Source organism: Nostoc sp. 'Peltigera membranacea cyanobiont' 232 (assembly GCF_002245985.1).
Taxonomy (GTDB): domain Bacteria; phylum Cyanobacteriota; class Cyanobacteriia; order Cyanobacteriales; family Nostocaceae; genus Nostoc.
Window position 1 is genome coordinate 16,673 of sequence record NZ_NOLK01000060.1, and the last position, 22,596, is coordinate 39,268.

A 22,596-nucleotide genomic window follows, 5' to 3' on the forward strand; every position below is an offset into this window, starting at 1 on the left:
AAACGTGGAAATTATCATATCACTTCACGGTGCTTGAGGGTTCGTATTAAGTTAAAACGAGCGCGGCAGGGTTCGAACCTGCGACCAACGGATTAGAAATCCGTGGCTCTATCCACTGAGCTACGCGCCCAACATAAAATAATGGCTCCCAAAAGAGTCATCCAAAATATTATATCCTCTTCACCTACCAAGAAGCAATCGAAAATTGCAGATTTCCTGCTAGCAAGGCTAAGATGCTAGTCGCTAGCTAGTCAATTTACACTAAAAACGAAACAGATGGAGTATTGGTTTAGATATATTGAGTTGTCAAGGGGTTCTTTGCCTGTTAACGCCAACCTCCTCTGGGCGACTACCTTCGGGAAGGATCTGGCGATCGCTAGGCCGATTCCCACAGTATGCTAGGTAATTTCAGCCTTGGCGATACTGCCAAATGCCATTATATATTCCATATTAAGAGTGCCCCTGTGAGGAGTTATTTGCTAGTGCCATGTTTATTCTCAAACGGCAGGATGTTGAAATATCAAGCATTCAGCACCCAAAAAAGGATCAGCAGGTGCCGATCCTTAATTATCAAGGGCAAACTTTTCGCTTGATTAGTGTTTTCAAAGCTAGTCAAGAAGAAGAAGCTAGAGCCTTATGGAGAGAATTAACGGATAACCGGGGTAAAGCCTGTGTTTTGCTGGAGGAACCGGAACGTTTTAGCGTCTGGGGTAAAATCCGTTTAGAGCAGCTGGATGGTGACACAGGTGGTCATGGCAAAACGGCGATTTTAATCCAAGCCAGTATTTTGCTGTTGCAGGGTGTTTCTATCGACATTGAAGAGTTTTTAGGTGCTAGGCAAGCTGCTTTATTTGAAAAAGATATTGCGGAGGTCTTAAAGCAGAAGCAATTTCCTCAAGTATCTTCTCTAGAAACAGTTAAATATTTGGTATCTACTAATCCTTTGCCGACAGCCAAAATACCTGATTGGCAAGAAAATCATGTAGTTATCTTGTTACAAGAACTGCATCGATTAGGAAAGGCGTATTTTGGCAATGCTAATTTTACCAAACAAGTGATTTATAAGCTAGAAGATATGCCAGAAGCCGAGCGATCGCTGTTTATCACTTGGCTAAATCAATCGCCACTGGGTAAACTGTGGCAGTAGCATGGAAATTTTTTAACAAAATTCCGGCTACTAGCACTTGCTTTTGGTGTCCGATTGTGTGTTACCTGGCAGATACACTGCTAGATATACAGTCCTTTAAATCAAAATACTGCCAGAGTGCATCTACATAAGTCTTGTCCTATGAATAACTCTTACGAGAATTCTTCCCTTTCTAAATCCATTTTCAATACTCAGAACATTGTTTTAGCTAATATTGGCTGGGCCGTACTGGCACTGCTATACTTTTTGTTGTTTAGTGCCAAAGTTCCCGGAGCTGATGGCATAGAAACCCGGGCCGAATGGTATGTGATTGGCACAAATATTTTTGAAGCTTTAGCTTATTTGGGTGCCAGTATCTTATGCTTGAGGAACTGGCTGAGTCCACAAATCGTCAGTGGGCGAAATGTTTGGCTCTTGATTGGCTTAGGTATGCTTTCCTATTTCGTTGGGGGGATAATTTTCGGATATACCGAAATAATTTTAAAAGATGAACCAGACGTGTCTGTAGGCGATATATTTTTTGTACTGAATTATCTATTCCTTGGCGCAGGCATGATTTTAGCTGTGGCTTCCAGGCGAATCAATCTGGAAAAATGGCAGTGGCTAATTGTGTTAGCAATTGCAGTATTCGGTAGTTTGTTGGCATGGTGGATTTCTATGCAGCAAGAAAGACCCTCAGAACTGCTAGTCGCTATTTTGAATTGGTTTTACATAGTTAGCGATGTCTTTCTGTTAATTATTGCTACCACTCTGCTGTTAGCCTTTTGGGGGGGAAGAGTTTCCCAGTCTTGGCGAATGATTGCAGCCGCGGCCTTTTCGCTTTACATTGCAGATATGTGGTTTAAATACGCCCAAGGCCCCAACTATCAAAGTGGGGAGATATTAGAAGTGTTTTGGGTATTTAGTGGAGTGTTATTTGGTATGGGCGCTGTCTTAGAATATGACGCATCACTAAGACGAACGCGCCGTACCAGTGGACGTAAACGAGCTTAGTAAAGATTTTTGGTATCTACCGTGAGAAAACTAACAGACTCTGACAAGCAAGAAATTCTTAAGTTATATCGAGAGACTGCCGAAACAACCTCAACTTTGGCAGAACGCTATGGTGTGAGTAACTCGACAATTAGTCGCCTGCTCAAAAGCACTTTGCCAGAGGATGAGTATGAATACTTAGTCTCATTAAAGCGGGCTGCGAGAACTCCTGAAGGCAGGGCGCAGGTAAGCTACGAGCAGTTACCTCTACTGACTCAACCGGAGCCGGAGCCGGAGATAGAAGTTCCACCCATCGAAATCCAACCCTTAGAAGTACCAAAGGTTGAGCCATTACCACGTCGCATAATTCATGTAGAGCAGGAACTTTTCTCAGAGGAAACGGCAGAGTCTCTCGCTGCTAGACGGGTGCGCCGTCGCCCCTCGGCGGCGGAAAAACCGAAGCTCAGAGTCACAGAGAAATTAGAAACTCCAGAGCAAAAGCCGCCGGAAATAGTCAGCATCTCTATCCCACCGCTAAAGAATGAACATCCAGGAGCGGCTATCATCGCGCACATGCTGGGCGAAGATTTGCTAGACGAATCAGAAGATTTGGACGATTTAGAAGATGATGATTTAGAAGATGACGACTTTGAGGAAGAAGACTTCGATGATGATGACCTGGATGATGAAAGGCCGTTAGTCACAAAAAGAAGACCAGGTGAAGCATCGGTTCAAGTTTTACCTCTGTCGATAGCCAATTTGCCGAAAACGTGCTATTTGGTAATTGACCGTTCTTCGGAATTAATTACCCGACCCCTCAAGGACTTTGGTGATTTAGGGCAAATTCCCAGTCTGGAAACCCAGCAGAGAACTCTGCCGGTGTTTGATAATCATCGCGTTGCAAAGCGCTTTTCTACCAAGCGCGATCGCGTGATTAAAGTTCCTGATAGTAAAATGCTTCATAAGGCTCGGACTCATCTCCAAGCTAAAGGCATTACACGACTGTTGATTGATGGTCAGGTCTATTCCTTGTCTACGGTTTAAGATTGGGTATGGGGCATTGGGCATTGGTTATTCCCCTTGTGTTCCCAGTCCCCAGTCCCCAGTCTCTAGTCCCTTCAACTATAGACAGCCCTTGCAAAACGCTCTGCCAAGTAGATAATGTCTTGTCTACGGGCAATTTTGTTCACCCATTTTTGGGGAATATTTTCCACCCCATAATAAATTCCCGCTAACCCACCAGTGACAGCAGCAGTAGTATCGGTATCTCCGCCTAAGTTGACAGCTTTCAGCACTGCTTCGGAATAAGACGAGCTATTTAATAAGCACCACAGGGACGATTCCAAGGTATCAATCACATAGCCACCAGAATTAATCTCTTCAACTGGTAACTTGCCAATCTCACCACTAAAAATTCTGCCAAAATGCGGCTTCTCTAACAAAAATTCTCGAACAGAATATATTGTTTGGATATCTTGCAGTGCTTGTAAATAAGCTGTTTGAAGGTCAGCCCCTTCCAAGCTCGACTTTATCCATTTTTTTGCAATGCCCAGTCCCCAATCCCCAATCCCCTTTACTGTCAACTCTTCGGTATAAAAAGACGATAGGATTCGCTGTCCATCAAAATTCTATAGCCCAGCCACATTAGTACAAAGGGAAATATCTTACTAGCATAGCGGCTGAGGACTAAAGCAATACCAGGTAGGCGAGTTAGGTTATAGGACATCAATAGCCAGCATAAAACAATGACATAGCAGACTGGTATGATTACGGACAAATTTTGGATTGAGCTAGTGGCAAATAGGGGAATATAGATCCCCAAATTGTTACCACCGTTGGCAAGCGTGACGGCAGAGACACGATAGGTTTGTGGATCGCGGATTACCTCCCAGAGCGATCGCTTTCTGGAATCAAATCCTCGATATTTAGAGTTTATTTTCAGATTGGCTGACTTATCTTCATTTGAGTCATCCTGATTAAGTTTGCGTAAATTGTTCAAACCAATGAGTATCGGCAGAATCCCTAGTAGACCAATCCAAGTTGACGGAATTACTAGGCCCACTAAGAAACCAAGCAAACTTACTATCACTAATGCTGTGAACCCTAGAAGCTCACCAACCACAACGTGCTGAGGCCGAAAAGTCCGATTAACTGAGCTAAAAAAAGCAGTCAGATAAATATTGTCGTCAAAGGTTGTTGCTACAGCAGCAGCTAGCCCAATCTTAATTGTTGCAATTAACCAATCCATCACCATCACTCGCTCAACACCTGTTTGATGACCGAAATTACCAATCGCTCAACTTGAGCAATCAGCCCCGCAATATCGAGAAATAGGGTTTGTTTGTCCCAGATTTCTATAAATCACACTCCGCCGGAGGCGATCGCCAACAGAGGGAATTGATCTTGGATGTTTGGTTCCACTGCCATCATCCAAAAACCTAAGTTATTTACCAATTTCTCTAACTTCAAAAAAAATGGGGTAAGCCTCAGTAATAATATATAAACAGCCCAAAGAAGTATAACACTCTGGCTGCATTCTCGTATGTAATGCGCCATTCATTCCCAGCATCAATTAGTGGAGGGGTTTCAGCCCAAACCCTTCATTCACAATCAGCCGCCTAACCAAATAGATGGTTATTTCAGCCAAGGACTCATAATGATTAGCCGTTTCATTAACCTTCTGCCTAGAAGCACAGGTCAAAACATCTTACAGTCGCTCAGAGCAGTCATTCGGAGATACAGGTTTGCAGTCTTATTTTGCATCGGTCTTGCTGCCAGTTTGGTCTTGACTCTGGCTTTTGACGATCATGCTGCTGTCGCTTCTGAATCTACTAATACACTCTCCTCTCTACTAAATCAGTTCCAAATACCCAAAAATTCGACAACTCGGTTACTAGAAACCGTAGGGCTATTTGTGGGAGGCATAATTTTTTGTATAGCTTTGGATCGCTGGTTTTCTAGCCGTTCTGTTGGGTCTAGCAACACGCCCTTAGCTGAACAAGCGCGGCGGCTCAAGCAACTCAAAATTGGGTATCCAGAGGGGATGACAAATCTGGAAGTTCTTCGGACTCAAGGCTTGCTCGAAACGCGTTTGCAACCTTATGGGCTGAGTGTCACCTGGACAAGCTTTTTATCAGCCTCTTCTTTAATAGAAGCACTCAGTAACGGGACAATTGATTTCTGCGGTGGTGGTGGCACGGCCAGCATCTTCTCTCAAGCCGCAGATCATGTATTTGTGCGCGTAGCAAAAGAAAAATATACTGCTCCCAAAGGTCAAGCAATTTTAGTACCGGAAGATTCGCCGATTCAGACACTAGCAGACTTGAAGGGTAAAAAGATAGCTTTTGACAAAGGCTCAAGCGCCCATTATGTACTTGTGCGATCGCTGGCGAAAGTAGGTCTAGATTTTAGTGACATTGAGCCAGTTTATCTGACACAGCCGGAGGCGCTGCCCCGATTCCGCCGTGGTGAGATTGATGCTTGGGTGATTTGGGTTCCCTACACAGCAACTCAGACCCGAAGCTCTTACCCAGGGCGATCGATTGCCGATCTAGAGAGCATATTTGGTGACAAAGCTTCCATAGAAGTTCCGACTTATTACTACGCGATTCCAGAGATAGTACGCGACTATCCCGACCTGCTCAAGGTGATTTTAGAAGAGGTAAACGAAGCTGGAGCTTGGGCTAAGAGACAGGAATTGGAAGCGGTTCAACGAATGGCACAAAACCATGAAATCGATCCATCCATTCTAGAAACTTTACAGCAACGTAGTGCCGAACGTGCCATCATCCCTATTGACGATCAATCACTCACTGCTCTACAGCATCAAGCAAATGTGTTTAGGGATCTAAATCTGATTCCTGAGCGAGTGAATGTGCAAGATGGAACTTATAGCTTGCAGACTAAGCAAAATTGGACTTATTAATTCGACACTGAGGGAAAAACAAGCCTGGGGAAGAAGAAAGTTGATAGTTATCGTGGATGCAGGGATTGAGTAATTTAATTTCAGTAAATAGAAAAGTTTTTTTCAAAAGTGCGATTCCTGCGGCGGGCTACGCCTACGCTAAAAAAAATGTCATATACTCCTTCGAGAATCTTGCTACGCACAGCATCTCGTAGAGAGCCTCATTACGCAAATTACGAATTAGATAGATGCATACCCCAGTCTTTTATGTACTATAACTCATCACCTTATTAGAGGTAAGCCAAAGACTACCTACAGCATATTTAGTAACTACCAATTCTTTTGTAGCATTACATGAACTCTTCAATTGTTGAGTTCTTGTTTCATCTTTCACAAGTTTAGCTTGGTAAGTGTAGAGAGAGCCAGAAGGTTGTTCAAAACTTAACTCACCCAGAATAGTATTATTATCTAAACTTTGCTCTAAAATTTTACCTGCAACTTTGTAGTTAAACCAATCCCATCCGTTACAAAGGATTAGTTCTCTTTCCAAAACCTGAAGTGCAGCAGGTAGAATTCCCCAACCTCGATAGACTTTCTGTAAGCATTGAATATCGCCATTCCGAGTCAAAATCGATCTGAATGAATCTCTATCGAGACGACCATAGTATCTTCCTTCTGGCAAATCTATGATTGTTGGTGCAAACCGATGTCCCCCAAAGTGCGATGATTTCCAAATTCGCACATTATCTAAGCACAAATCAGCATTACTAGCTGTAACATTAAAGTAAAAAGGAGCGCCATATCTAGCACAACACTTATCATGGCTACCGTGAGTACAAATTAAAATATCTCTAGTTGTACTAGTTTCTACCTCAGAATTAGAACTGATAGCCCATAGCCATTTTTGGACAACTGCTGCTACTTGCTCAATATTTGCTAGCTTAAATTCTTGCTTATGGTATCCATTACTTAGCCCATCTTCTTTTTGATAAATTAAAAGCGTAGTGTGATTTACTTTATGTGAGACATCATTAGCAATTAAAAGAAATCTAATCGGTAATTTAGCACGCTTTACTTCCTCTACCAAAATCCTCAAATTCTGAGGCACCCATTTAGAATTAAATGCTTCTGATGTCCACGGTAAAGGACACTCAACTAAAATATAAGTTTGATAATTGGTGGCACTACCAATAACATCTTCTCCTACTTGTAGTGAATCGTCGGAACAAAAAAAAGTATTCATCTCGCTGTACTCATTAGCGTATTTTATGGACAAAAGGTATTACAAAATACAATTGTGTTCTTAGCTACAATATCCTTGGCTAAAGGAGATAAAAAAGAACAATATTCATTTCCCTGTAAAAACTAGGTAGCCACTTTATAACATCATTATTGATCGAGGTCTTTCCGGTTAATAAATTCTCCACAATAAAGATAAACAGTGTCAAGATAGATTTTTCCGTATGAGCGGCGTTAATTTTGTATCTAGTTTTATTGTTATTTGGTATTTTATAAATTTTCCCTTGCTGAAACTTGACTTTTATGAACTTGCTTTTTTAGCAAAATCAAATAAATGAAACCTTGTACCTTGTACATACAAAGCTACTTGGAGAGTTACTAAGGATTAATTTGCCGATAATATCAATGTAGCTGATACTACAATCAGAAACATTATTCGTAGTAAGATACTTATTTAAAGTTTTCCTGAAGTTATTTATATAGCTAGTTACAAATCCTGTTTTTACATCTAAAAATATAATTTTTTGTTTTTCTTCTGAAAAATATATTCCTAAAGGGCGATGCGAAATCAGCCAATATGAGTTTAAAAATCTTTCTCCACTATCTACTTTTAATATAATATCTATCAATTTATACATATTGCGAATAATTCTCAATTATTATGGAAAAATAAAAACAACAAAATTAGGGGTAAATGCTTTAATGCCCCGTAGTTAATGCACAATAAGTTAATGTTAAAAGCTAGTGACTAATTATTAAGAGCGTAACTGGTATTAACATTAACAAACTTGTTATTTACCCTTTATATAATCTAACTTCCTGAAGCTCATGTCAGGGTTTGATGATAGGTATCTGCCTTGACTGTAACTGAACTCAAAAATAAATGCAAGTATTTGAGAATCTTTATAATTTTTTATCTCTATCAGGTTGCTTAAATCAAGGTAGATAGCCATTATCTAGTGGAGATAGGTCACTTGAAGAACCATTGATTCTTTCAATACAATAGATAAAATTTTGCAATAGTGACAAATTCTTGCCAGTAGGGTAATCAAAATATCTGTGGCTATGGCGATCGCATATTTCTACTTTCATGCAGAATTGAATCATTTTTTACCACGGCATCACAAGCAGGTGAAAATCTGCCATTTTTTTGAAGAGAAAGCCTCAATTAAGGACATGATTGAGTCGTTGGGTGTGCCTCATCCAGAAGTTGATTTTATAAATGTTAATGGTGAATATGTAAATTTTTCTTACATTGTTTCCGATGGAGATACTATTAATGTTTATCCAATTTCAGCTAGGAATGTTATTCTACCAAGCATTTCTGTTTTACCAGAACCGCTCACTACTATTCGCTTTGTTGTAGATATTCATTTGGGGAAGCTTGCGACATCTCTACGACTTTTAGGTTTTGATACTTTGTACCGCAATGACTATGAAGATGAGGAGTTAGCCCAAATATCCCACACTCAAGGGCGGATTATCTTGACTCGTGATAAAGGTCTATTGATGCGTAGTTTGGTAACGCACGGGTATTATGTTAGAAATACTAACCCTCAACAACAAATCATCGAAGTACTCCAACGCTTCGACTTATTTAAATTAATTGCACCATTTAAACGGTGTTTGCGTTGCAATGGATTATTAGAATCTGTAGATAAGCAATCGATTATTGAGCAAGTGCCAGAAAACGTGCGATCGCACGATCAATTCCAGCTTTGTCAAGACTGCGATCGCATTTATTGGAAAGGCTCACATTATGAACGATTGCAACAGTTTATTGACGAAGTGTTGAACTCAAGAAAAGGTGAGTGAATGACATTAATTTTAGCTCTCGATTTTGGCGGAACTAAGCTAGCAGCAGCATTGGTAAATATCGGTTCGAGAAAGTGGTTGCGTTATGAACGTCGTCTCTCGCCAGCGAATGGAAATGCTAGCACTGATTTGGAAATTATGCGATCGCTCATTTACTCGCTGTTAGAAGATGCAAAACCTGCTGCGATCGGTGTCAGCTTTGGCGGCCCGGTTGATGCTTCCACGGGGACGGTGCGACTATCTCATCATGTGGCTGGATGGGAAAATATTCCTCTCAAAGGGTTGTTGGAGGATGAGTTTGGTGTGAGTGTTGGTGTAGATAATGATGCCAATGTTGCTGCTTTGGGTGAACATCGCTTTGGGGCGGGACAGGGATACGATAGCCTGTTTTATATAACTGTCAGCACTGGCGTGGGTGGTGGTTGGATACTCAATGGGCAGCCTTGGCGGGGGGCTGGTGGAATGGCTGGGGAAATCGGGCATATTGTTGTAGATCCAGCTGGGCCAGTTTGTTTGTGTGGGAAGCGGGGATGTGTGGAACGTTTGGCTTCGGGGCCTTATATGGCGCAAAGTGTTAGGGAAATTTTGGAGAACGTAGACGCACTAGCGGCTTCCCGGAGGGTACCGCCAAGTCGCCAAGTACGCCAAGGAGGAGAGGTGTTGAGAGGTTTGGTGGGGAATGATTTAAGGTTACTGACGGGACAGTTGGTAGGTGAAGCGGCGGCTGCTGGGGATGATTTGGCTAAGGAAGTTTTGCATAAGGCTGCTTGGGCGCTGGGTGTGGGTATTGGCAATGTGGCGAATTTGATGAATCCGCAGCGCTTTGTGTTGGGAGGTGGTGTGACGAAGGCGGGTGAGGATTTTTGGCGGGTGGTGCGTCGGGTGGCGCGGGAGACGGCTTTACCGGAGGTTGATTTTGAAATTGTGCCGGCGGTGCTGGGTGATGATGCGCCTTTGTGGGGTGGTGTGGCGATCGCTTCTATGTTAATTTGATATTTGCTTTGAGGTCGAAGCCGATCAACTCTACCAACATCTAATTATGGTAGAGGCATTAAAGTTTTTAGTAGAGTAATTACCTCAACTGTGACTTCATCTGGTGCTTTGCAAACAAACTCAGCTTTTCTTTCTTGCCAATCGAAAGACTTCACCTGATCTGCCAGCACTACTCCTGATACTGGTAAACCTTCTGAAACAGTTACTTCAAAGGGATATCCCTTGACTTTCGTAGTAATCGGACATACTAAGACCAGTCGAACTCGACGATTATATTGAAGTGATGAGATGACAAGAGCAGGACGCCTACCTGCTTGCTCACGTCCGATTTGAGGCGTAAAATTTATCCAAATAATATCACCCTGTTTTGGTATGTACAATTCAGAATCAGAATATTTCATGACCTACAGGCTTTCCACTGTCAATTTCACTATGTAAATTATCGGGTGTTACTTGTGACAGTAGTTCATCCAGATCATGTATTTTTTCGCTTAAGCAAGGTAAGTTGCTCGTAATGCTTTGCAACGCTAAAGATTCTATAGATTGACCAGTTAACTTAGCAAGATGATGCAATTGCTCAAACAGGGATTCTGGAATTTCTAACGTTAGCTTTTGGTTAGCCATCTTTGGACAGATTTGATTGTTGTTTTCTTTAATTATAAGTTTCACGGTCAAAATTAACATCACGATCGATATTCAAATGTTTTCTTTTGTTTCCACCTAATATTATTTCTGAATAGCTTGGCGAAATTCTCTAACGGCTTCTAAAGGAGAAGATAATAAAAGACAACGATTGAGTAGAGATAAATCTAATTCTGGAAATAACTCACTTTTAACAACTTTCTCATATTCTTGTTCTCGTAAGCAGTAAACTTCAATTGTGCCATCTTCCCAAAACCAAACTTCTGGGACTCCCATTAATTTGTACTTCTGTAACTTTATGGGACTACCGCTAGTAATAACTACTTCAATACACAGGTCTGGTACAGGTTTGTCGATTCCAAAGCAATAAGATAAATCTGCTTGATATTCTAGTATATTGGGAATAATCTGGCTAAAACTCCCACTAGGGAAAAATTCAATACGCTTTGACTTCAAAGTAAGTAATTAGTAGTGCAGCAAGTAAACACTTAATTACCTCATGAGGCTTACCAATTGTCACTATTTCTAAGACTCCATCACAATAAAACAGCCGCACACCTGGTACATTTTCAAAGCTGGCTTGAATCGTTTTAAACTGTTCCCAAGTTAATCCATGCCGGAAAAAGCGTTGTTCTTCTGGTAAGTTAATAGCATTTTCTAACGTTTGAGTCATAATATTTCTTACTCTCCCAGTTAGTACTTATGAAATTTATCTTATTTACATTTTAAGTCAAAACTAAATTATCTCGGTGAATTACTGTTTCCACACCGGCATAGCCTAAAATTGTGGGAATTTCTCGTGAATGACAGCCACGAATTTTTTGCAGATCGTTGCTGTTGTAATTCACAAGTCCTCTAGCAATTTCGTTACTGTTGCTATCACACAATTGCACCGCATCTTGTGTGTCAAACTCTCCTTCTACTGCTTTAATCCCAGCAGCTAATAACGATTTTCCCCCTAAAGAAATTGCCGCGATCGCACCTTCATCTAAATACAATTTACCCGCAGGTAAAAGTCCGTAAGCTATCCAACGTTTACGCGCTGAAGTTGGTTCAGGTTGCGGTTCAAAATGCGTCCCAATCAGTTCACCTTGAATAATTTTTTCGATATTCCGGGGAAATCGCCCTTGAGTAATTACAGTCCGCACTCCCGCAGCGATCGCAATTCTTGCCGCCGAAATTTTTGTCAGCATCCCCCCAGTCCCCCACTGAGAACCTTGGGAACCTGTTTGTATTTGTAATTCGGCTAATTCTTTAATGCTACTAACTAAAGCGATCGGTCGAGCATCTGGCACGGAACGGGGATCGGCTGAGTAGAGGCGATCGACATCGGTAAGCAAAAATAACCAATCTGCTTCTACTAAGCTAGCAACCAATGCCGAAAGGGTATCATTATCACCAAATTTTAGTTCGTCTGTTGCTACAGTATCATTTTCATTGACTATGGGGATCACTCCCAGTCCTAGTAATTCCTGAAAGGTGTTGTAGGCGTTGAGATAGCGGCTACGTTGTACCAAGTCGCTGCGAGTCAATAATACTTGAGCGATCGCTTGTTGCAGCGTAGTAAATAAATCATCATATATACGGATTAACCTACCTTGTCCAACTGCTGCTACAGCTTGTTTGAGTGCGATCGCTTTCGGACGTTCAGTTAAGCCCAACCGCGCACAACCCACGCCCACAGCCCCAGAAGAAACCAAAATTACCCGATGTCCTTGGCTTCTCAAATGGCAGAGTGTTTCTGCCAAAGTAGCGATCGTCGAAAGTGCTAATTGTCCCGTTTCTGGTTGAGTTAGGCTAGAAGTACCGATTTTGACAACAATTGTTTTAGTCATTGGTCATTAGTCATTAGTCATTGGTCATTGGTCAGTAGTCAGTAGTCATTGGCAGGCAAAAAAGGCAAAGTATTAATAACTAAGGAACGTGGATTAAATAAAATGCAAAACTTCATTCCGTATCTAGCTTCCCTCTCCTTTATAAGGAGAGGGATTGAGGGTGAGGTAAGGCCCAGACATAAATTGTATGTTATTTAATTCTTATTCCTAATGACAAATGACAAATGACAAATGACAAATGACAAATGACCAATGACAAATGACCAATGACAAATGACCAAAGAAATTGTAAAGCGCCAATCCCTCTATAGTGAAGGTTGACGCTTTACGGGTGTATATTTACTTAGTATGAGTTAGGGTCTTTATTTGGCTGACCCCATGTTATTAATACTTATGATCCCCGATTTTTGGCTTCCAGTAAGATTCCTTAACCATTTCTTTAGATTTACTTTCCTGACGATTTTTCAAGTTTTGTGAATCTTGCTTTTCTTAGGGGTAATAGAGGCTCCCAAAATTTCGGATACCCAAACTTCAAAGTTGCGGATGGGATGAGAACGCAAAGCTGCGTCGGCATGGACAATGGGTTCAACTAAAATGGTAAACATCCCCAGACGATTACCAGCTATGACATCGGTAAATAAGCGATCGCCTACCATCCCCACTTGATGCACTGGTAGATCCATTGTCCTGACTGCTGCCCTAATTTTGCGTCGAGAAGGCTTGGCAGCACCCAAATAGTAAGGTAAATTGAGCGATCGCGCAATTCCCCCAATTCTTGCTTCACTCAGGTTGTTACTCACCAAACACAATGCAGTACAGGCGCGAATTTGCTCTACCCACTCTCGGAGTTCTGGCGAAGCCATCCCTACTGTAAAGGGTACTAAAGTTTCATCTACATCCAATACCAGCCCCTTCAGTCCGTATTTTTGGATAATATCTGGTGTTAGGTTCAATACTGAACCTTCTAAAATCAAATCAGGTTGCAAAAGATTGTTCCAGGCCATAGTCAACAGTCAAATTTAATAGCTCAGACAAATGAGCATAACCCAATATAGTTTAGTTAGTCTAACTCCATACTGGAATATCTCCCTGAACATTTTGAGATAAAATCCCTAAAATATTTTATATTTCTTTGATGTAAAAACTATTCAAATCAATAAATATATCGTTTGCTTCTAATTTAAAAAAAAATTCAAATATTGTCGGTTATTACCTCACCATAATTTTTCTTAATTTCATTTACTTCCTGTTAATTAAATAATTGTGCTGCTAACATTACCGTTAAATATAAATTTATAATTTCCCTGTCAACGCTTGAAATTAGTTGTATTATAAACTGGTAAAGAGAAGTTTTGAATATTAAATAAAACACGATCGAGCAAACACATATATGTTAATATTGTGGCAAAAAATTAAAGTATATTTATTGGCTGGTGATTATAAATTCATTTCCCAAGATTGTCAAAATTCAACATTTATGGTTTGATTAGGGATTTGCTTTATCCAAATTGTTGGGAAAACATTCTTTACCAGTACAGGGTCAAAATACAAATGCACTTTCGGCAGTGCTAGATAAGTTTATTGGTAAGCTGAGATTGTAGCGATCTCCGATAACAGGCATTGGTTACTATCGCTACCCTCGCAGAGCAGCAGACAGAAAAGCAAATAGGGCGATAATGCAAAAACTCCTTTTTAATGACAGAGATAAATTTAGAGCGCAGGCCCTATTCCTTGGTGAGGATATTCACTTACAGACGTTGGAGAATTACGTTTGTTTGGCGACTATGCCACTAATGGTTACAGTCGGTGAACACGGCTGTGTGGTGCTGCTGGACTATGGTGCAGTTGTCTTGTTTAATCTTGAGCCTGTAGAAAAGGCAGCCTTCTTGACCAAACTATCCTCTCAAGTTAGTGACTCTTTTGCCGACCCAGAAACAGAAGAAGTGGAAGTTCATCTCAACATTGCGGAGAGTGAAAGAGTTAGGGAAGGAAAAATTTTGCTGCATGAATTTAGTGTAGAACGGTTGCAGATAGTGGCTGATATCCTTGCTAAGAGTGTTGTACTGTCTCATTATGAAACTAGCCTAGCGAGTGTATTCGGTCAAATTAAACCATTTGCAGCTAGTCTCCAGCGCGAAAACAGAGGAAGAAAGCAGAGTAGGGAATTACTGCGTCAACTTGGGACTGCGCTGTTAGTTCAACATAAGATTGTAGGTCGAGTAGAGATTATTGATAAGCCGGAGTTGCTCTGGGAGTCCCCACAGCTAGAAAACTTATATCTCCGCTTAGAGGATGAATACGAAATCCGTGAGCGTCATAATGCTTTGGAACGCAAACTAGAGCTAATTACCCAAACCGCACAAACAGTCCTGGAGTTTATGCAGCATAGCAGTAGCCAGCGAGTAGAGTGGTATGTGGTGATTCTGATTGTGGTGGAGATTCTGCTGTCACTGTACGACATCGTTTTCAAAGGCTAACGCTCAATTTGGATATCGTAAAAATTACTGCTTTTTAGCAGTAGCCTTGAGTCGGGCAATCGCAGCCAACACTACAAAATTCTATGCTTTTTTCAGAATATTAAACAATACAAATTCTCCCAAATGTTTCATTGCTTCCACATTTAATGGGACATGGTAAAGGGTTTAAGTAGATTTTGATTAAAATAAAAATTCAAAATGAAAATGTAACATTTTGAATTTTAAATTTTATTCTACTTCATTAAAAAGATGTTCCTCTAACAGAGGCTGCACTTGGCGAAATTCCTCTGGAGAGAGTAATTCAGGTTCACCTGTTTTTGCTATTCGTGCAAAAAATAACAGGGGATCGAGGGGTGTATAAATTGCATACTCCTGATCTTCATCATAGAAGCTAGCGAGTAGCTGTAATTGCTCTGGATCTAAATCTGCCTCTTCGTCTTCAATTTCTAAGGTAAAGAGTTCTGATTCTTCAACAGGCGGTAAATCACCTGCAACTGTCAAAGCATAAGCTGTGTTCTTCAATATCAGATTCTGCTCAGATAGTACAGCTTGAGCAGTGGCAAAAATTTGCTCAATGATGTTGTCGTCTTCTACCAGAACCGCTTCTTCTTCCTCATCGTCACCTTCCCAAGAAAAAATCTCTACAGGTGAGTCTACAGGAAGAAGCAAAACGTATTCTTGTCCATCTACCTCAAGGGAATGCTCTATATAACATTCGAGCGATCGCCCTTTGTCATCGGTTAAAGTGATGGAACCCGCATGAGCGTTATCATTTTCTTCAGGAAATGGAGGGGAAAACATAGCCGAAATGTAAAAATTTAATAAATACCAGCAACTTTGGAAATCGCTTAACTACATTAATGACATATTATGTCAAGCAAATAGCTTTATACGTAGATACAACTGCTGGCTAATCGTTTTCAGAATATCATGTTAAAAGGTATCAATATTCAATAGCTGCCACCGAACTGTGGGAACTAGCCCGCTTAACATCCAGCCATTGTTGCAATATTAAAGCGGCTGCCTTGCGGTCAATCAAACCTTTATGGCGTGATGGGGAGCGGTTCTCAGCGATCAGCAGTTGCTCTGCTTGAAATGAAGTTAATCGCTCATCCACATATTCCACAGGCAATTCTAGTGCTTTAGTAAGTCTTGTAGTAAATTTCTGAACTTGACGCGCCTGAAATCCTATTGAGCCATCCATTGAATAAGGTAAGCCCATTACTAGGATTTGCACCTCACGTTCATTAACTATTTGCCGGATTTGCTCGACATCTTGCTGAAAAGATGTGCGCTCAATTGTGGTGATCCCAGTCGCAATTAAACCCGTGCGATCGCACCCAGCCACACCAATGCGCTTGCGACCGAAATCTAGTCCCAAAGCTGAAATAAAGGGTTTTGGCTGCTCCTGGGATCTCATTAATCCTCCTGTTCTGCATCTACTGATTCAGGAATCGGCGATACTTCTATACTAGGGTTTTTTACCGAAAAGTTAATTGGTTCTGACTTGATTGGCAGTGGTTTATCTGAGGATGGTAGCTTTCCTGGTTGTATCCATGACATCCCACCGGGTATGGGTTTACGTGCCGGCTGTAACCCTTGCAGCATATCAGTCCACTGAATTCCTTCTAAGGAGACGAATTTAGACTCCCGTAGCTTGTGCCACACCGAGCGAGACATAACTAATGTATGTTTTATGCGCTTTGCGCCAATTCTTTCCAAATACTCTTCTCGCTCCGCCTGATAGTCTGAGGAGGCTAGTTGTAACCCTTGCTGAGGAAAATCTTGGGCAATCCGAGCCAGTTGAGATAGCAATTCTGGATAGAGCCAGGTGTAAGCAGGATGAACTGTCAGCGTTGCAGAGTGGGGAACTTCCCCCTTCCGGTCAAGTTGCACCTGAAAATAGCCGATCGCAGCTTTGCGTTGGGGTTCAAATACGTAACCACTCACTACTTCTGTTTTGGTCAGCCATTGCTTCACAGCATCAGTTAAAGCGCCAAACAAACTGGTTTTAAAGTCGCGGGTATTGCGGTCAAAAACCTGGCGTACCAAAGGTGGCATAGATGCCGTATCTAGTTGGTATAGCAACTGGGCATCAGCATTACTCACTGGCAAAAGATTGGGTAAATCTGGCTCTGCTTGTGCCAATTCAGCCAGTAATTCTGGCCCAATTTCCCAATATGTCATTTCTGCCAGACGCTGAAATCCATTTTGTCGATATAGTGCCAGCGCCTCTATGTCATTGATGTTGACTTCCAGTAGCCAAGTGCGAGCTTCCAAAATCGATTCAAAGCAATGACGCAAAAGTTGCGAGCCAATTCCTTGTTTATCGACACCACGCTCTAACAGCACTCGATCGATGCGCCAAGTACTGCGTGTCCGGTTAAATGGTGATACTTGAATCATTCCTAAAAGCATCCGCCCTTGCTCTGCAACATAAGCACAGAGGCGATACTGAAGCGGGTTAGGAAACCAACTCAAAAACTTGAGTAATCCATACCAGCGACGCAGCATGAGCATCTGGCTGATGGCAAAACTTGCTCCTTGGGGAGTAAGGGCTGCGAATGACTCTTGAGTTATGCGCTCAATCCCGTCCAGATCCCGGTATTGGACTGGTCGGATAACAACGCTGAGGTTTCTGGGAAGTAATGAAGTCATTTTTATTCGAGCCGCTATTTAGCCTTAACTAACTGCTCTTCAAAGGAACTGCTGCAATAATATTAACTGCTTTCTGCCATTTACTAGTGCGTCAAAAGTGTGATTTTGAGTAATTTGATACTTAAAAAAGCAGAAAAAGCAGACCTTGTGAGAACACCATTGACGTTAACCCAACAACATCTGCCTTTATTTTATTGGAATTTTGATTAAAATTTGTATATATTTACAGCCCTTGTCGAGAAACTAGCTTTTCAAAGTTGGCTTGGCTTTGATGGAGTAATTGCTGACGACTATCTACCAGTGTTTGCTTCAGGGATGGAACAAGATTGCGAGCTTGCAGAGTCATGTGAAGTTGCAGATTGGCGACATATTCACTGAAATCTTGATTCACTTCATCTGCGCCCGCATCTGTTAATAAATTTGATTCCATTGCCACTGTGTTCTCCTGTGTTAATCCTGTGCTATTTCTCTTCATGACAAAAAATTATCATGTTGTTTGGACTAACTTCTTAATTTGCAATGAAGTTTAACGCTTCTTAGAGATAGCGATCGCAGCAGGGTTTTTATTTGCCCATTAAAATCTAAAACCAACACCACCTTGTACAGAGATAGCTGTACCACCGCTATCACGGTAGGCATCAAAAGCGATGATGGCATTACCAAAAAGGACAGTATTGCTATTTGGGATCATATAATCAATGCCCGGTTGTAAAGCAAAACTGATTTTGTCGCCCACAGGAGAAGAACCACCACCACCAGCCAACACTAACCCAGCACCAAGGTAGGCATCGGCTTGCCAGTTAAGGGGAATATCGTAAGAAACCGTTGGCACAACTGCTGTATTATTACCTATTAATACTTGGGCACGCAGTGAAAGCGGTGCTTCCAAAAGCTTGTAGCGCCCAGCTATTACTCCCCCAAATTGGATACCATCAGTAAAACCAACACTGGGGCCTATACCTATATAACTGCCATAAGCTACTTGAGCTTGTGCTGGTTTCGTAGTCGCCAGACTCAAAACCAAGCCAGCCCCCAAAACTGAAACCAAATATGGAATATACTTCATAACTGACTCCTCACACCATTTTGTTATTGGGCATTGGGCATTGGGCATTGGGCATTGGTATTATTCTTCCCTTGTCTCCCCCTGCTTCCCCTGCTCTCCCTGCCCCCTGCTCCCTGCTTCCCTCCATTCTACGGGCAACGAGGATGAATGCCTCCTTGAGTACAAATGTACGCTAATTGCTTGGCATCTAAATTTTTCGCTTGAGAAAAATCAACCCCTTGGACTACGGCAGATACTGAGCCTAAATCTGGGGTTTTGACAAATTGATCTGCTGGATCTTCTTTGCTAGGGGCGAGAATTGCCCCCTTAAAATCTGCTCCTGCCACATTTGCTCCCCGTAAATCTGCAAGACTTAAGTCAGCATTTTGTAAGTTAACGTTTTCCATCTGGGCAGAACGCAAAACAGCACCAGCTAGACGAGTGGCGCTCAGGTTAGCATTGCTGAGATTAGCACGATCCAAATAGGCTCCTGATAAATCTGCCCCTTGCCAATCGGTGTTAGTTAAGTTGGCAAAGGATAATTGCGTTCCGATAGCAGTGACGCGACCTAAACGGGCAGCGTACAGATTGGCTTCGTTCAATTTAGCATCGCCTAAATCAGCCCCAGTTAAGCTAGCTCTTTCTAAAACTGCGTTTCGCAGATCGGCTCCTACTAGTTGGGTGCTGTTAAGTTTAGCGTCATATAGACGCGCGTTGGATAAGTTGGCTCTGTTGAGAGTGGCGCGGCTCAAATCGATCCGGTTCATCAAGACGCGACTAAGGTTAGCATCAGTAAGATTGGCTTGCTGCAACTGAGCTTGGCTTAAATCAGCCATCACATCATCGTAGGTATCCCAGCGTCCATCTTCACCCGCACCCCGAAAGCGGCTACCCTTAAAGCTGGCTTGGTTAAGATTTGCAGATTTAAATTTAACTCCAGATAAATCAAGGTTGTCTAATACCAAGTTGAAGAACGAACTTCCTGGAGTACCGCTTTGACCTAATTGGGTGCTACTAAGGTCAACGCCCTCCATTTTCCCGCTATAAACAGAGAGAATTTTGTTGATCGTTCTCTGGTTTCTTTGTAGCCGCCCTTGCCGCAAATCCCGTTCTTGGGTTGCAGTGCTACCCACAGATTCCAGTTCACCCACTAAAAACTGATTCTTATTTTTTAATTCGGGGATAGCTTGGGGCCCGACAGTTGTCAAAGCTTGTTGAATTGTATCGAGGAGGCTGGGGTTGGTTTCGCTAACCAATAAATCCGCGAGAAATTTGATGGATTGTGGATCGTTAAGACCACCCATAGCCAGAATTGCACTTTGGCGTTGCTCATTAGTCGCCCCAGAGTTGGGACTCAATTGTTTGACGAGTTCGAGGAACTGTTGGCTGTTGATTTGCTTAGTTGCTCGCTGAGATTGTTGAATTTGGATATAAACTTGAGTGCCAATTAAAGTTGCCAACACAGCAGTCATACTCGTCAGCCCTACCCCAAACAAAGTCAGATTGGGATTTTGCTGTATCCGCCGCCACAGGTTAGGTGATTGGTTGATTTCATCTGCCGCTAATTCTTCTCCCTCTGGCCATTCTTCTGCTTCATCATTACCGCCAGCAGACTGGGCTTGTCTTTTGCTAGCTAAGAGTGAAGATGGTAAGGGACGAGTTGTATCTATTGTATAAGTGCCTGCAAGTCGATCGTGCAGGGCGCGACGACCCCGACGTGACGGTAAACCTATCCCTTCACCGACAATCATTAATAAAGACAAAAATGTGAATAATCCTAAATTTGGAAAAGCAAAGCTGTAGCGCCACAGCAGATAGGCGATGGAGATAGGTACAGTCCAACGTCCAACTCCTTCTCTAATGACAACTGCCCCCAATCCGGGCGATTTTCCTTGCTCGTTGACAACCCGCACTTTGAACCAACGTTTCGGAATTGTATTACCAGTTTTAGCCAGTAAATACAATTGCCACCATGAGAGAGTTACAGGCGCTAACAGAGCGATTGTCCACAAAATATTAGTTGGCCATGCTACGTTACGGATGCCATAGCTCACAGGCAGAGCCAAGGGACGAGCGATCGCTCTTTCCGTAACTACCAGCACGGGGTTAAGCGGCACTCGGTTCAGATCGCTTCTAGAATTGGCGTAGACACCAATGCCGAAGGGAATCAACCCACTGGCAACCACTAGTGTGATTTCAGCCGCCCAAGCTGCAAAACGCCTACTTGCTAGTAACAGCGAACTGGCTCTTTCCGGTTCTTTGGACTGACCAGATTGATTACTACTTCTTCTAACAATTGGTGATGTCATCGAATAATTCCCTTTGATATTATTTCTACGCCGCGATCGGCACAATTAAAATAGACTCAGCTAATGGGCAAAAAGAAAAGCATATTGAAATAGAATTTAGGAGTCATAAGTCAGGAGCCTTTTGTATTATGGCTCCTGACTCTTATAACTCCGGGCAGATTGCCAAGTAAATGCATATCAACTTATTGCTTACGTTGAAAGCTACTAGACACAAAAAATTTGTATCCAACATACACTAACGCTGCCAAAAGTGCCAGAGTGATTACAGATGCAACCAGTTTAAACACTGCTTGCAGCATCGCCAAGCCTACTAGCACCGCCACACCCGAAACTACCAGCTTTTTTGTCCCAGATAAGCCGTTGAACCAAATCTGAAATCGCTCCAGTTGCAAGTTCAAGTTGGCAAAAATAGACTGAGGCATCTGTTTTTGTCCTTGTGGTTGAGATACAACCCCAGGTGGGGAATTAATCTCTGCCTCTAGCTTATCGAGACGACGCTGTAAGTCTTCTTCTGGTTGAGGATTCATCAATCTTTTCTACCTCAGTTAGCACACTTATTGGAAAACAGACCAACTAAATTCTATTTTTGGTGGTTGTCTTAGTGATTTTAGCTAATGTCTGTGTGTGCAATACCTTTATGAAAGGTAAAAATTATGTTTTTTTGTTGTTGTCTGCTAATCGATCTACTTTTTTAAGTATTTTTACGTCTTTAAAATGTCAAAAAAAGGTTTCTTAAATGATGCTTATTATACTGGTGGTTAAATATTTTGGTGGACAAGCGATCGCCACTAATCATTATAGATGAGGTAATTTGCATGACTGATCTGGAGATGTTGTTTTGCAGCATCTCCAGATTGCATCTTCCCAAACAATCTTAAAGTTAATGGTATTAGGTTATACGGTAGCTTTTGGAACCAAGGCGGATTGCTGTCGTCTATAAAATTAGACTGTATAACAATATTGCTCTAAAAAAATCTGGAGCATTAATTAAAATGAAAACGCTTCGGCTACTTGCAATTGTTCCCACAGCTTTGGCGATGAGTTTGGTTTTCACTGAGGCTAATTTGGCACAGACACCAACAGTCCAAATTAATCGGAATTCCCAACCAGATCCACTAGTTTTAAACGGAAAGTCTGGGGGAACTGTCAAAAGTAATTGTGGCAATATTACCACTGAACCTAGTCAAGTTATCCAGGTTACAGAGTCACTACCTTATTTACGATTAACAGCAGAGAGTCAAGGGAAGCCAACGCTGTTGATCGACGGGCCCGGAGGGCGCTTTTGTGTAATGCCAGATAGCTACTCTGGAGGCAAGCCAGAACTTTCTGGTTACTGGAAAACAGGAAAATACTCGGTCTATGTGGGCGAACTATCCCAGCAGCAGTCTAACTACACCCTCTCAATCTCACAAAGAAATAAGTAGTCATTTTTGACATCCTCCCCCGAATCCACTTCGTTAAATTCGGGGGATTCTAAGCTCAATTAGTGATTGCAAGCAAAGCTTGTCTGACATGAGCTAACTTAACAGTCCATGCCCCGACTGTGTAAAAGAAAAATGA

Annotated in this window: 23 protein-coding genes, 1 tRNA gene and 1 pseudogene; 8 read left to right on the plus strand and 17 right to left on the minus strand. The window is 42.0% G+C overall.

Going from position 1 to position 22,596, the window contains the following annotated elements; all coding sequences use genetic code 11:
• Positions 1 to 57: 57 nt before the first annotated feature.
• Positions 58 to 130 (minus strand) — tRNA-Arg (locus tag CDG79_RS20060).
• A gap of 357 nt (positions 131 to 487) precedes the next feature.
• Between CDG79_RS20060 and CDG79_RS20065 the strand changes: the two genes are divergently transcribed.
• From CDG79_RS20065 to CDG79_RS42495, 3 genes are all read left to right on the plus strand, one after another.
• On the plus strand, positions 488 to 1,147 hold the full coding sequence (locus CDG79_RS20065) for an Npun_F0813 family protein (RefSeq protein WP_094343691.1): 660 nt from the start codon (positions 488 to 490) through the stop codon (positions 1,145 to 1,147).
• Positions 1,148 to 1,288: 141 nt separating this feature from the next.
• Positions 1,289 to 2,140 carry a hypothetical protein gene (locus tag CDG79_RS20070; RefSeq protein ID WP_094343692.1) on the plus strand — a complete coding sequence of 284 codons (852 nt, stop codon included), beginning with the start codon at positions 1,289 to 1,291 and terminating at the stop codon, positions 2,138 to 2,140.
• A gap of 21 nt (positions 2,141 to 2,161) precedes the next feature.
• Positions 2,162 to 3,163 (plus strand): transposase, encoded by a 1,002-nt coding sequence (locus tag CDG79_RS42495; protein ID WP_094343693.1) that lies wholly within the window; start codon positions 2,162 to 2,164, stop codon positions 3,161 to 3,163.
• 74 nt (positions 3,164 to 3,237) lie between these two features.
• Here CDG79_RS42495 and CDG79_RS20080 read toward each other — a convergent pair.
• Positions 3,238 to 3,639, minus strand: a pseudogene (locus CDG79_RS20080) (ADP-ribosylglycohydrolase family protein); the annotation flags it as partial.
• 59 nt (positions 3,640 to 3,698) lie between these two features.
• Positions 3,699 to 4,367 (minus strand): cadmium resistance transporter, encoded by a 669-nt coding sequence (locus tag CDG79_RS20085; RefSeq protein WP_094343716.1) that lies wholly within the window; start codon positions 4,365 to 4,367, stop codon positions 3,699 to 3,701.
• 408 nt (positions 4,368 to 4,775) lie between these two features.
• On the opposite strand from CDG79_RS20085, the gene CDG79_RS20095 reads away from it, so the two are divergent.
• The gene (locus CDG79_RS20095) at positions 4,776 to 6,044 is read left to right on the plus strand and encodes an aliphatic sulfonate ABC transporter substrate-binding protein (RefSeq protein WP_094343717.1); all 1,269 of its coding nucleotides are present in this window, start codon (positions 4,776 to 4,778) and stop codon (positions 6,042 to 6,044) included.
• A gap of 244 nt (positions 6,045 to 6,288) precedes the next feature.
• Here the strand turns inward: CDG79_RS20095 and CDG79_RS20100 are convergent, their stop codons facing one another.
• Positions 6,289 to 7,266, minus strand: coding sequence for a sucrase ferredoxin (locus CDG79_RS20100; RefSeq protein WP_094343695.1), 978 nt, complete (start codon positions 7,264 to 7,266; stop codon positions 6,289 to 6,291).
• A 1,061-nt stretch (positions 7,267 to 8,327) separates the two neighbouring features.
• On the opposite strand from CDG79_RS20100, the gene CDG79_RS20110 reads away from it, so the two are divergent.
• Complete coding sequence (locus CDG79_RS20110; protein WP_094343697.1) at positions 8,328 to 9,077, plus strand: Mut7-C RNAse domain-containing protein; 750 nt, start codon at positions 8,328 to 8,330, stop codon at positions 9,075 to 9,077.
• A complete protein-coding gene (locus CDG79_RS20115; protein ID WP_094343698.1) occupies positions 9,078 to 10,070 on the plus strand; it encodes an ROK family protein in 993 nt (330 codons plus the stop codon). It abuts the gene before it with no gap.
• Positions 10,071 to 10,114: 44 nt separating this feature from the next.
• Here the strand turns inward: CDG79_RS20115 and mazF are convergent, their stop codons facing one another.
• From mazF to CDG79_RS20140, 6 genes are all read right to left on the minus strand, one after another.
• Positions 10,115 to 10,471: an endoribonuclease MazF gene (gene mazF / locus CDG79_RS20120; RefSeq protein WP_094343699.1), complete on the minus strand. Its 357-nt coding sequence runs from the start codon at positions 10,469 to 10,471 to the stop codon at positions 10,115 to 10,117.
• The gene (locus tag CDG79_RS20125; RefSeq protein ID WP_143855524.1) at positions 10,458 to 10,694 is read right to left on the minus strand and encodes an AbrB/MazE/SpoVT family DNA-binding domain-containing protein; all 237 of its coding nucleotides are present in this window, start codon (positions 10,692 to 10,694) and stop codon (positions 10,458 to 10,460) included. Before CDG79_RS20125 ends, mazF begins: the two co-directional genes overlap by 14 nt.
• 102 nt (positions 10,695 to 10,796) lie before the next feature.
• Complete coding sequence (locus CDG79_RS43850) at positions 10,797 to 11,168, minus strand: Uma2 family endonuclease (RefSeq protein WP_223278222.1); 372 nt, start codon at positions 11,166 to 11,168, stop codon at positions 10,797 to 10,799.
• Positions 11,149 to 11,385, minus strand: a complete 237-nt coding sequence (locus CDG79_RS43855; protein WP_223278223.1) for a hypothetical protein — start codon at positions 11,383 to 11,385, stop codon at positions 11,149 to 11,151. The genes CDG79_RS43850 and CDG79_RS43855 overlap by 20 nt, the downstream gene beginning before the upstream one ends.
• Before the next feature lie 52 nt (positions 11,386 to 11,437).
• Entirely contained in the window at positions 11,438 to 12,547 is a 1,110-nt protein-coding gene (gene proB, locus CDG79_RS20135) for a glutamate 5-kinase (protein WP_094343701.1), read from the minus strand.
• A gap of 464 nt (positions 12,548 to 13,011) precedes the next feature.
• The gene (locus CDG79_RS20140) at positions 13,012 to 13,551 is read right to left on the minus strand and encodes a YqeG family HAD IIIA-type phosphatase (protein ID WP_094343702.1); all 540 of its coding nucleotides are present in this window, start codon (positions 13,549 to 13,551) and stop codon (positions 13,012 to 13,014) included.
• Between the two features lie 672 nt (positions 13,552 to 14,223).
• On the opposite strand from CDG79_RS20140, the gene CDG79_RS20145 reads away from it, so the two are divergent.
• Positions 14,224 to 15,024, plus strand: coding sequence for an RMD1 family protein (locus CDG79_RS20145; protein ID WP_094343703.1), 801 nt, complete (start codon positions 14,224 to 14,226; stop codon positions 15,022 to 15,024).
• A 228-nt stretch (positions 15,025 to 15,252) separates the two neighbouring features.
• Here CDG79_RS20145 and CDG79_RS20150 read toward each other — a convergent pair whose 3' ends face one another.
• The 7 genes from CDG79_RS20150 to CDG79_RS20180 all read right to left on the minus strand — a co-directional run bounded on the left by CDG79_RS20150 (position 15,253) and on the right by CDG79_RS20180 (position 21,563).
• Positions 15,253 to 15,825, minus strand: coding sequence for a DUF3727 domain-containing protein (locus tag CDG79_RS20150; protein WP_094343704.1), 573 nt, complete (start codon positions 15,823 to 15,825; stop codon positions 15,253 to 15,255).
• A 142-nt stretch (positions 15,826 to 15,967) separates the two neighbouring features.
• Positions 15,968 to 16,444 carry a Holliday junction resolvase RuvX gene (gene ruvX / locus CDG79_RS20155; protein WP_094343705.1) on the minus strand — a complete coding sequence of 159 codons (477 nt, stop codon included), beginning with the start codon at positions 16,442 to 16,444 and terminating at the stop codon, positions 15,968 to 15,970.
• Complete coding sequence (locus tag CDG79_RS20160) at positions 16,444 to 17,682, minus strand: GNAT family N-acetyltransferase (RefSeq protein ID WP_189525056.1); 1,239 nt, start codon at positions 17,680 to 17,682, stop codon at positions 16,444 to 16,446. The genes ruvX and CDG79_RS20160 overlap by 1 nt, the downstream gene beginning before the upstream one ends.
• Before the next feature lie 223 nt (positions 17,683 to 17,905).
• The gene (locus CDG79_RS20165) at positions 17,906 to 18,112 is read right to left on the minus strand and encodes a hypothetical protein (protein WP_094333455.1); all 207 of its coding nucleotides are present in this window, start codon (positions 18,110 to 18,112) and stop codon (positions 17,906 to 17,908) included.
• Positions 18,113 to 18,256: 144 nt separating this feature from the next.
• Positions 18,257 to 18,748, minus strand: a complete 492-nt coding sequence (locus CDG79_RS20170; RefSeq protein WP_094343707.1) for a hypothetical protein — start codon at positions 18,746 to 18,748, stop codon at positions 18,257 to 18,259.
• A 128-nt stretch (positions 18,749 to 18,876) separates the two neighbouring features.
• The gene (locus CDG79_RS20175) at positions 18,877 to 21,036 is read right to left on the minus strand and encodes a pentapeptide repeat-containing protein (protein WP_094343708.1); all 2,160 of its coding nucleotides are present in this window, start codon (positions 21,034 to 21,036) and stop codon (positions 18,877 to 18,879) included.
• A gap of 182 nt (positions 21,037 to 21,218) precedes the next feature.
• Positions 21,219 to 21,563, minus strand: coding sequence for a hypothetical protein (locus CDG79_RS20180; RefSeq protein ID WP_094343709.1), 345 nt, complete (start codon positions 21,561 to 21,563; stop codon positions 21,219 to 21,221).
• Positions 21,564 to 22,028: 465 nt separating this feature from the next.
• On the opposite strand from CDG79_RS20180, the gene CDG79_RS20185 reads away from it, so the two are divergent.
• Positions 22,029 to 22,460, plus strand: coding sequence for a hypothetical protein (locus CDG79_RS20185; protein WP_094332654.1), 432 nt, complete (start codon positions 22,029 to 22,031; stop codon positions 22,458 to 22,460).
• The last annotated feature ends 136 nt before the right edge of the window (positions 22,461 to 22,596 follow it).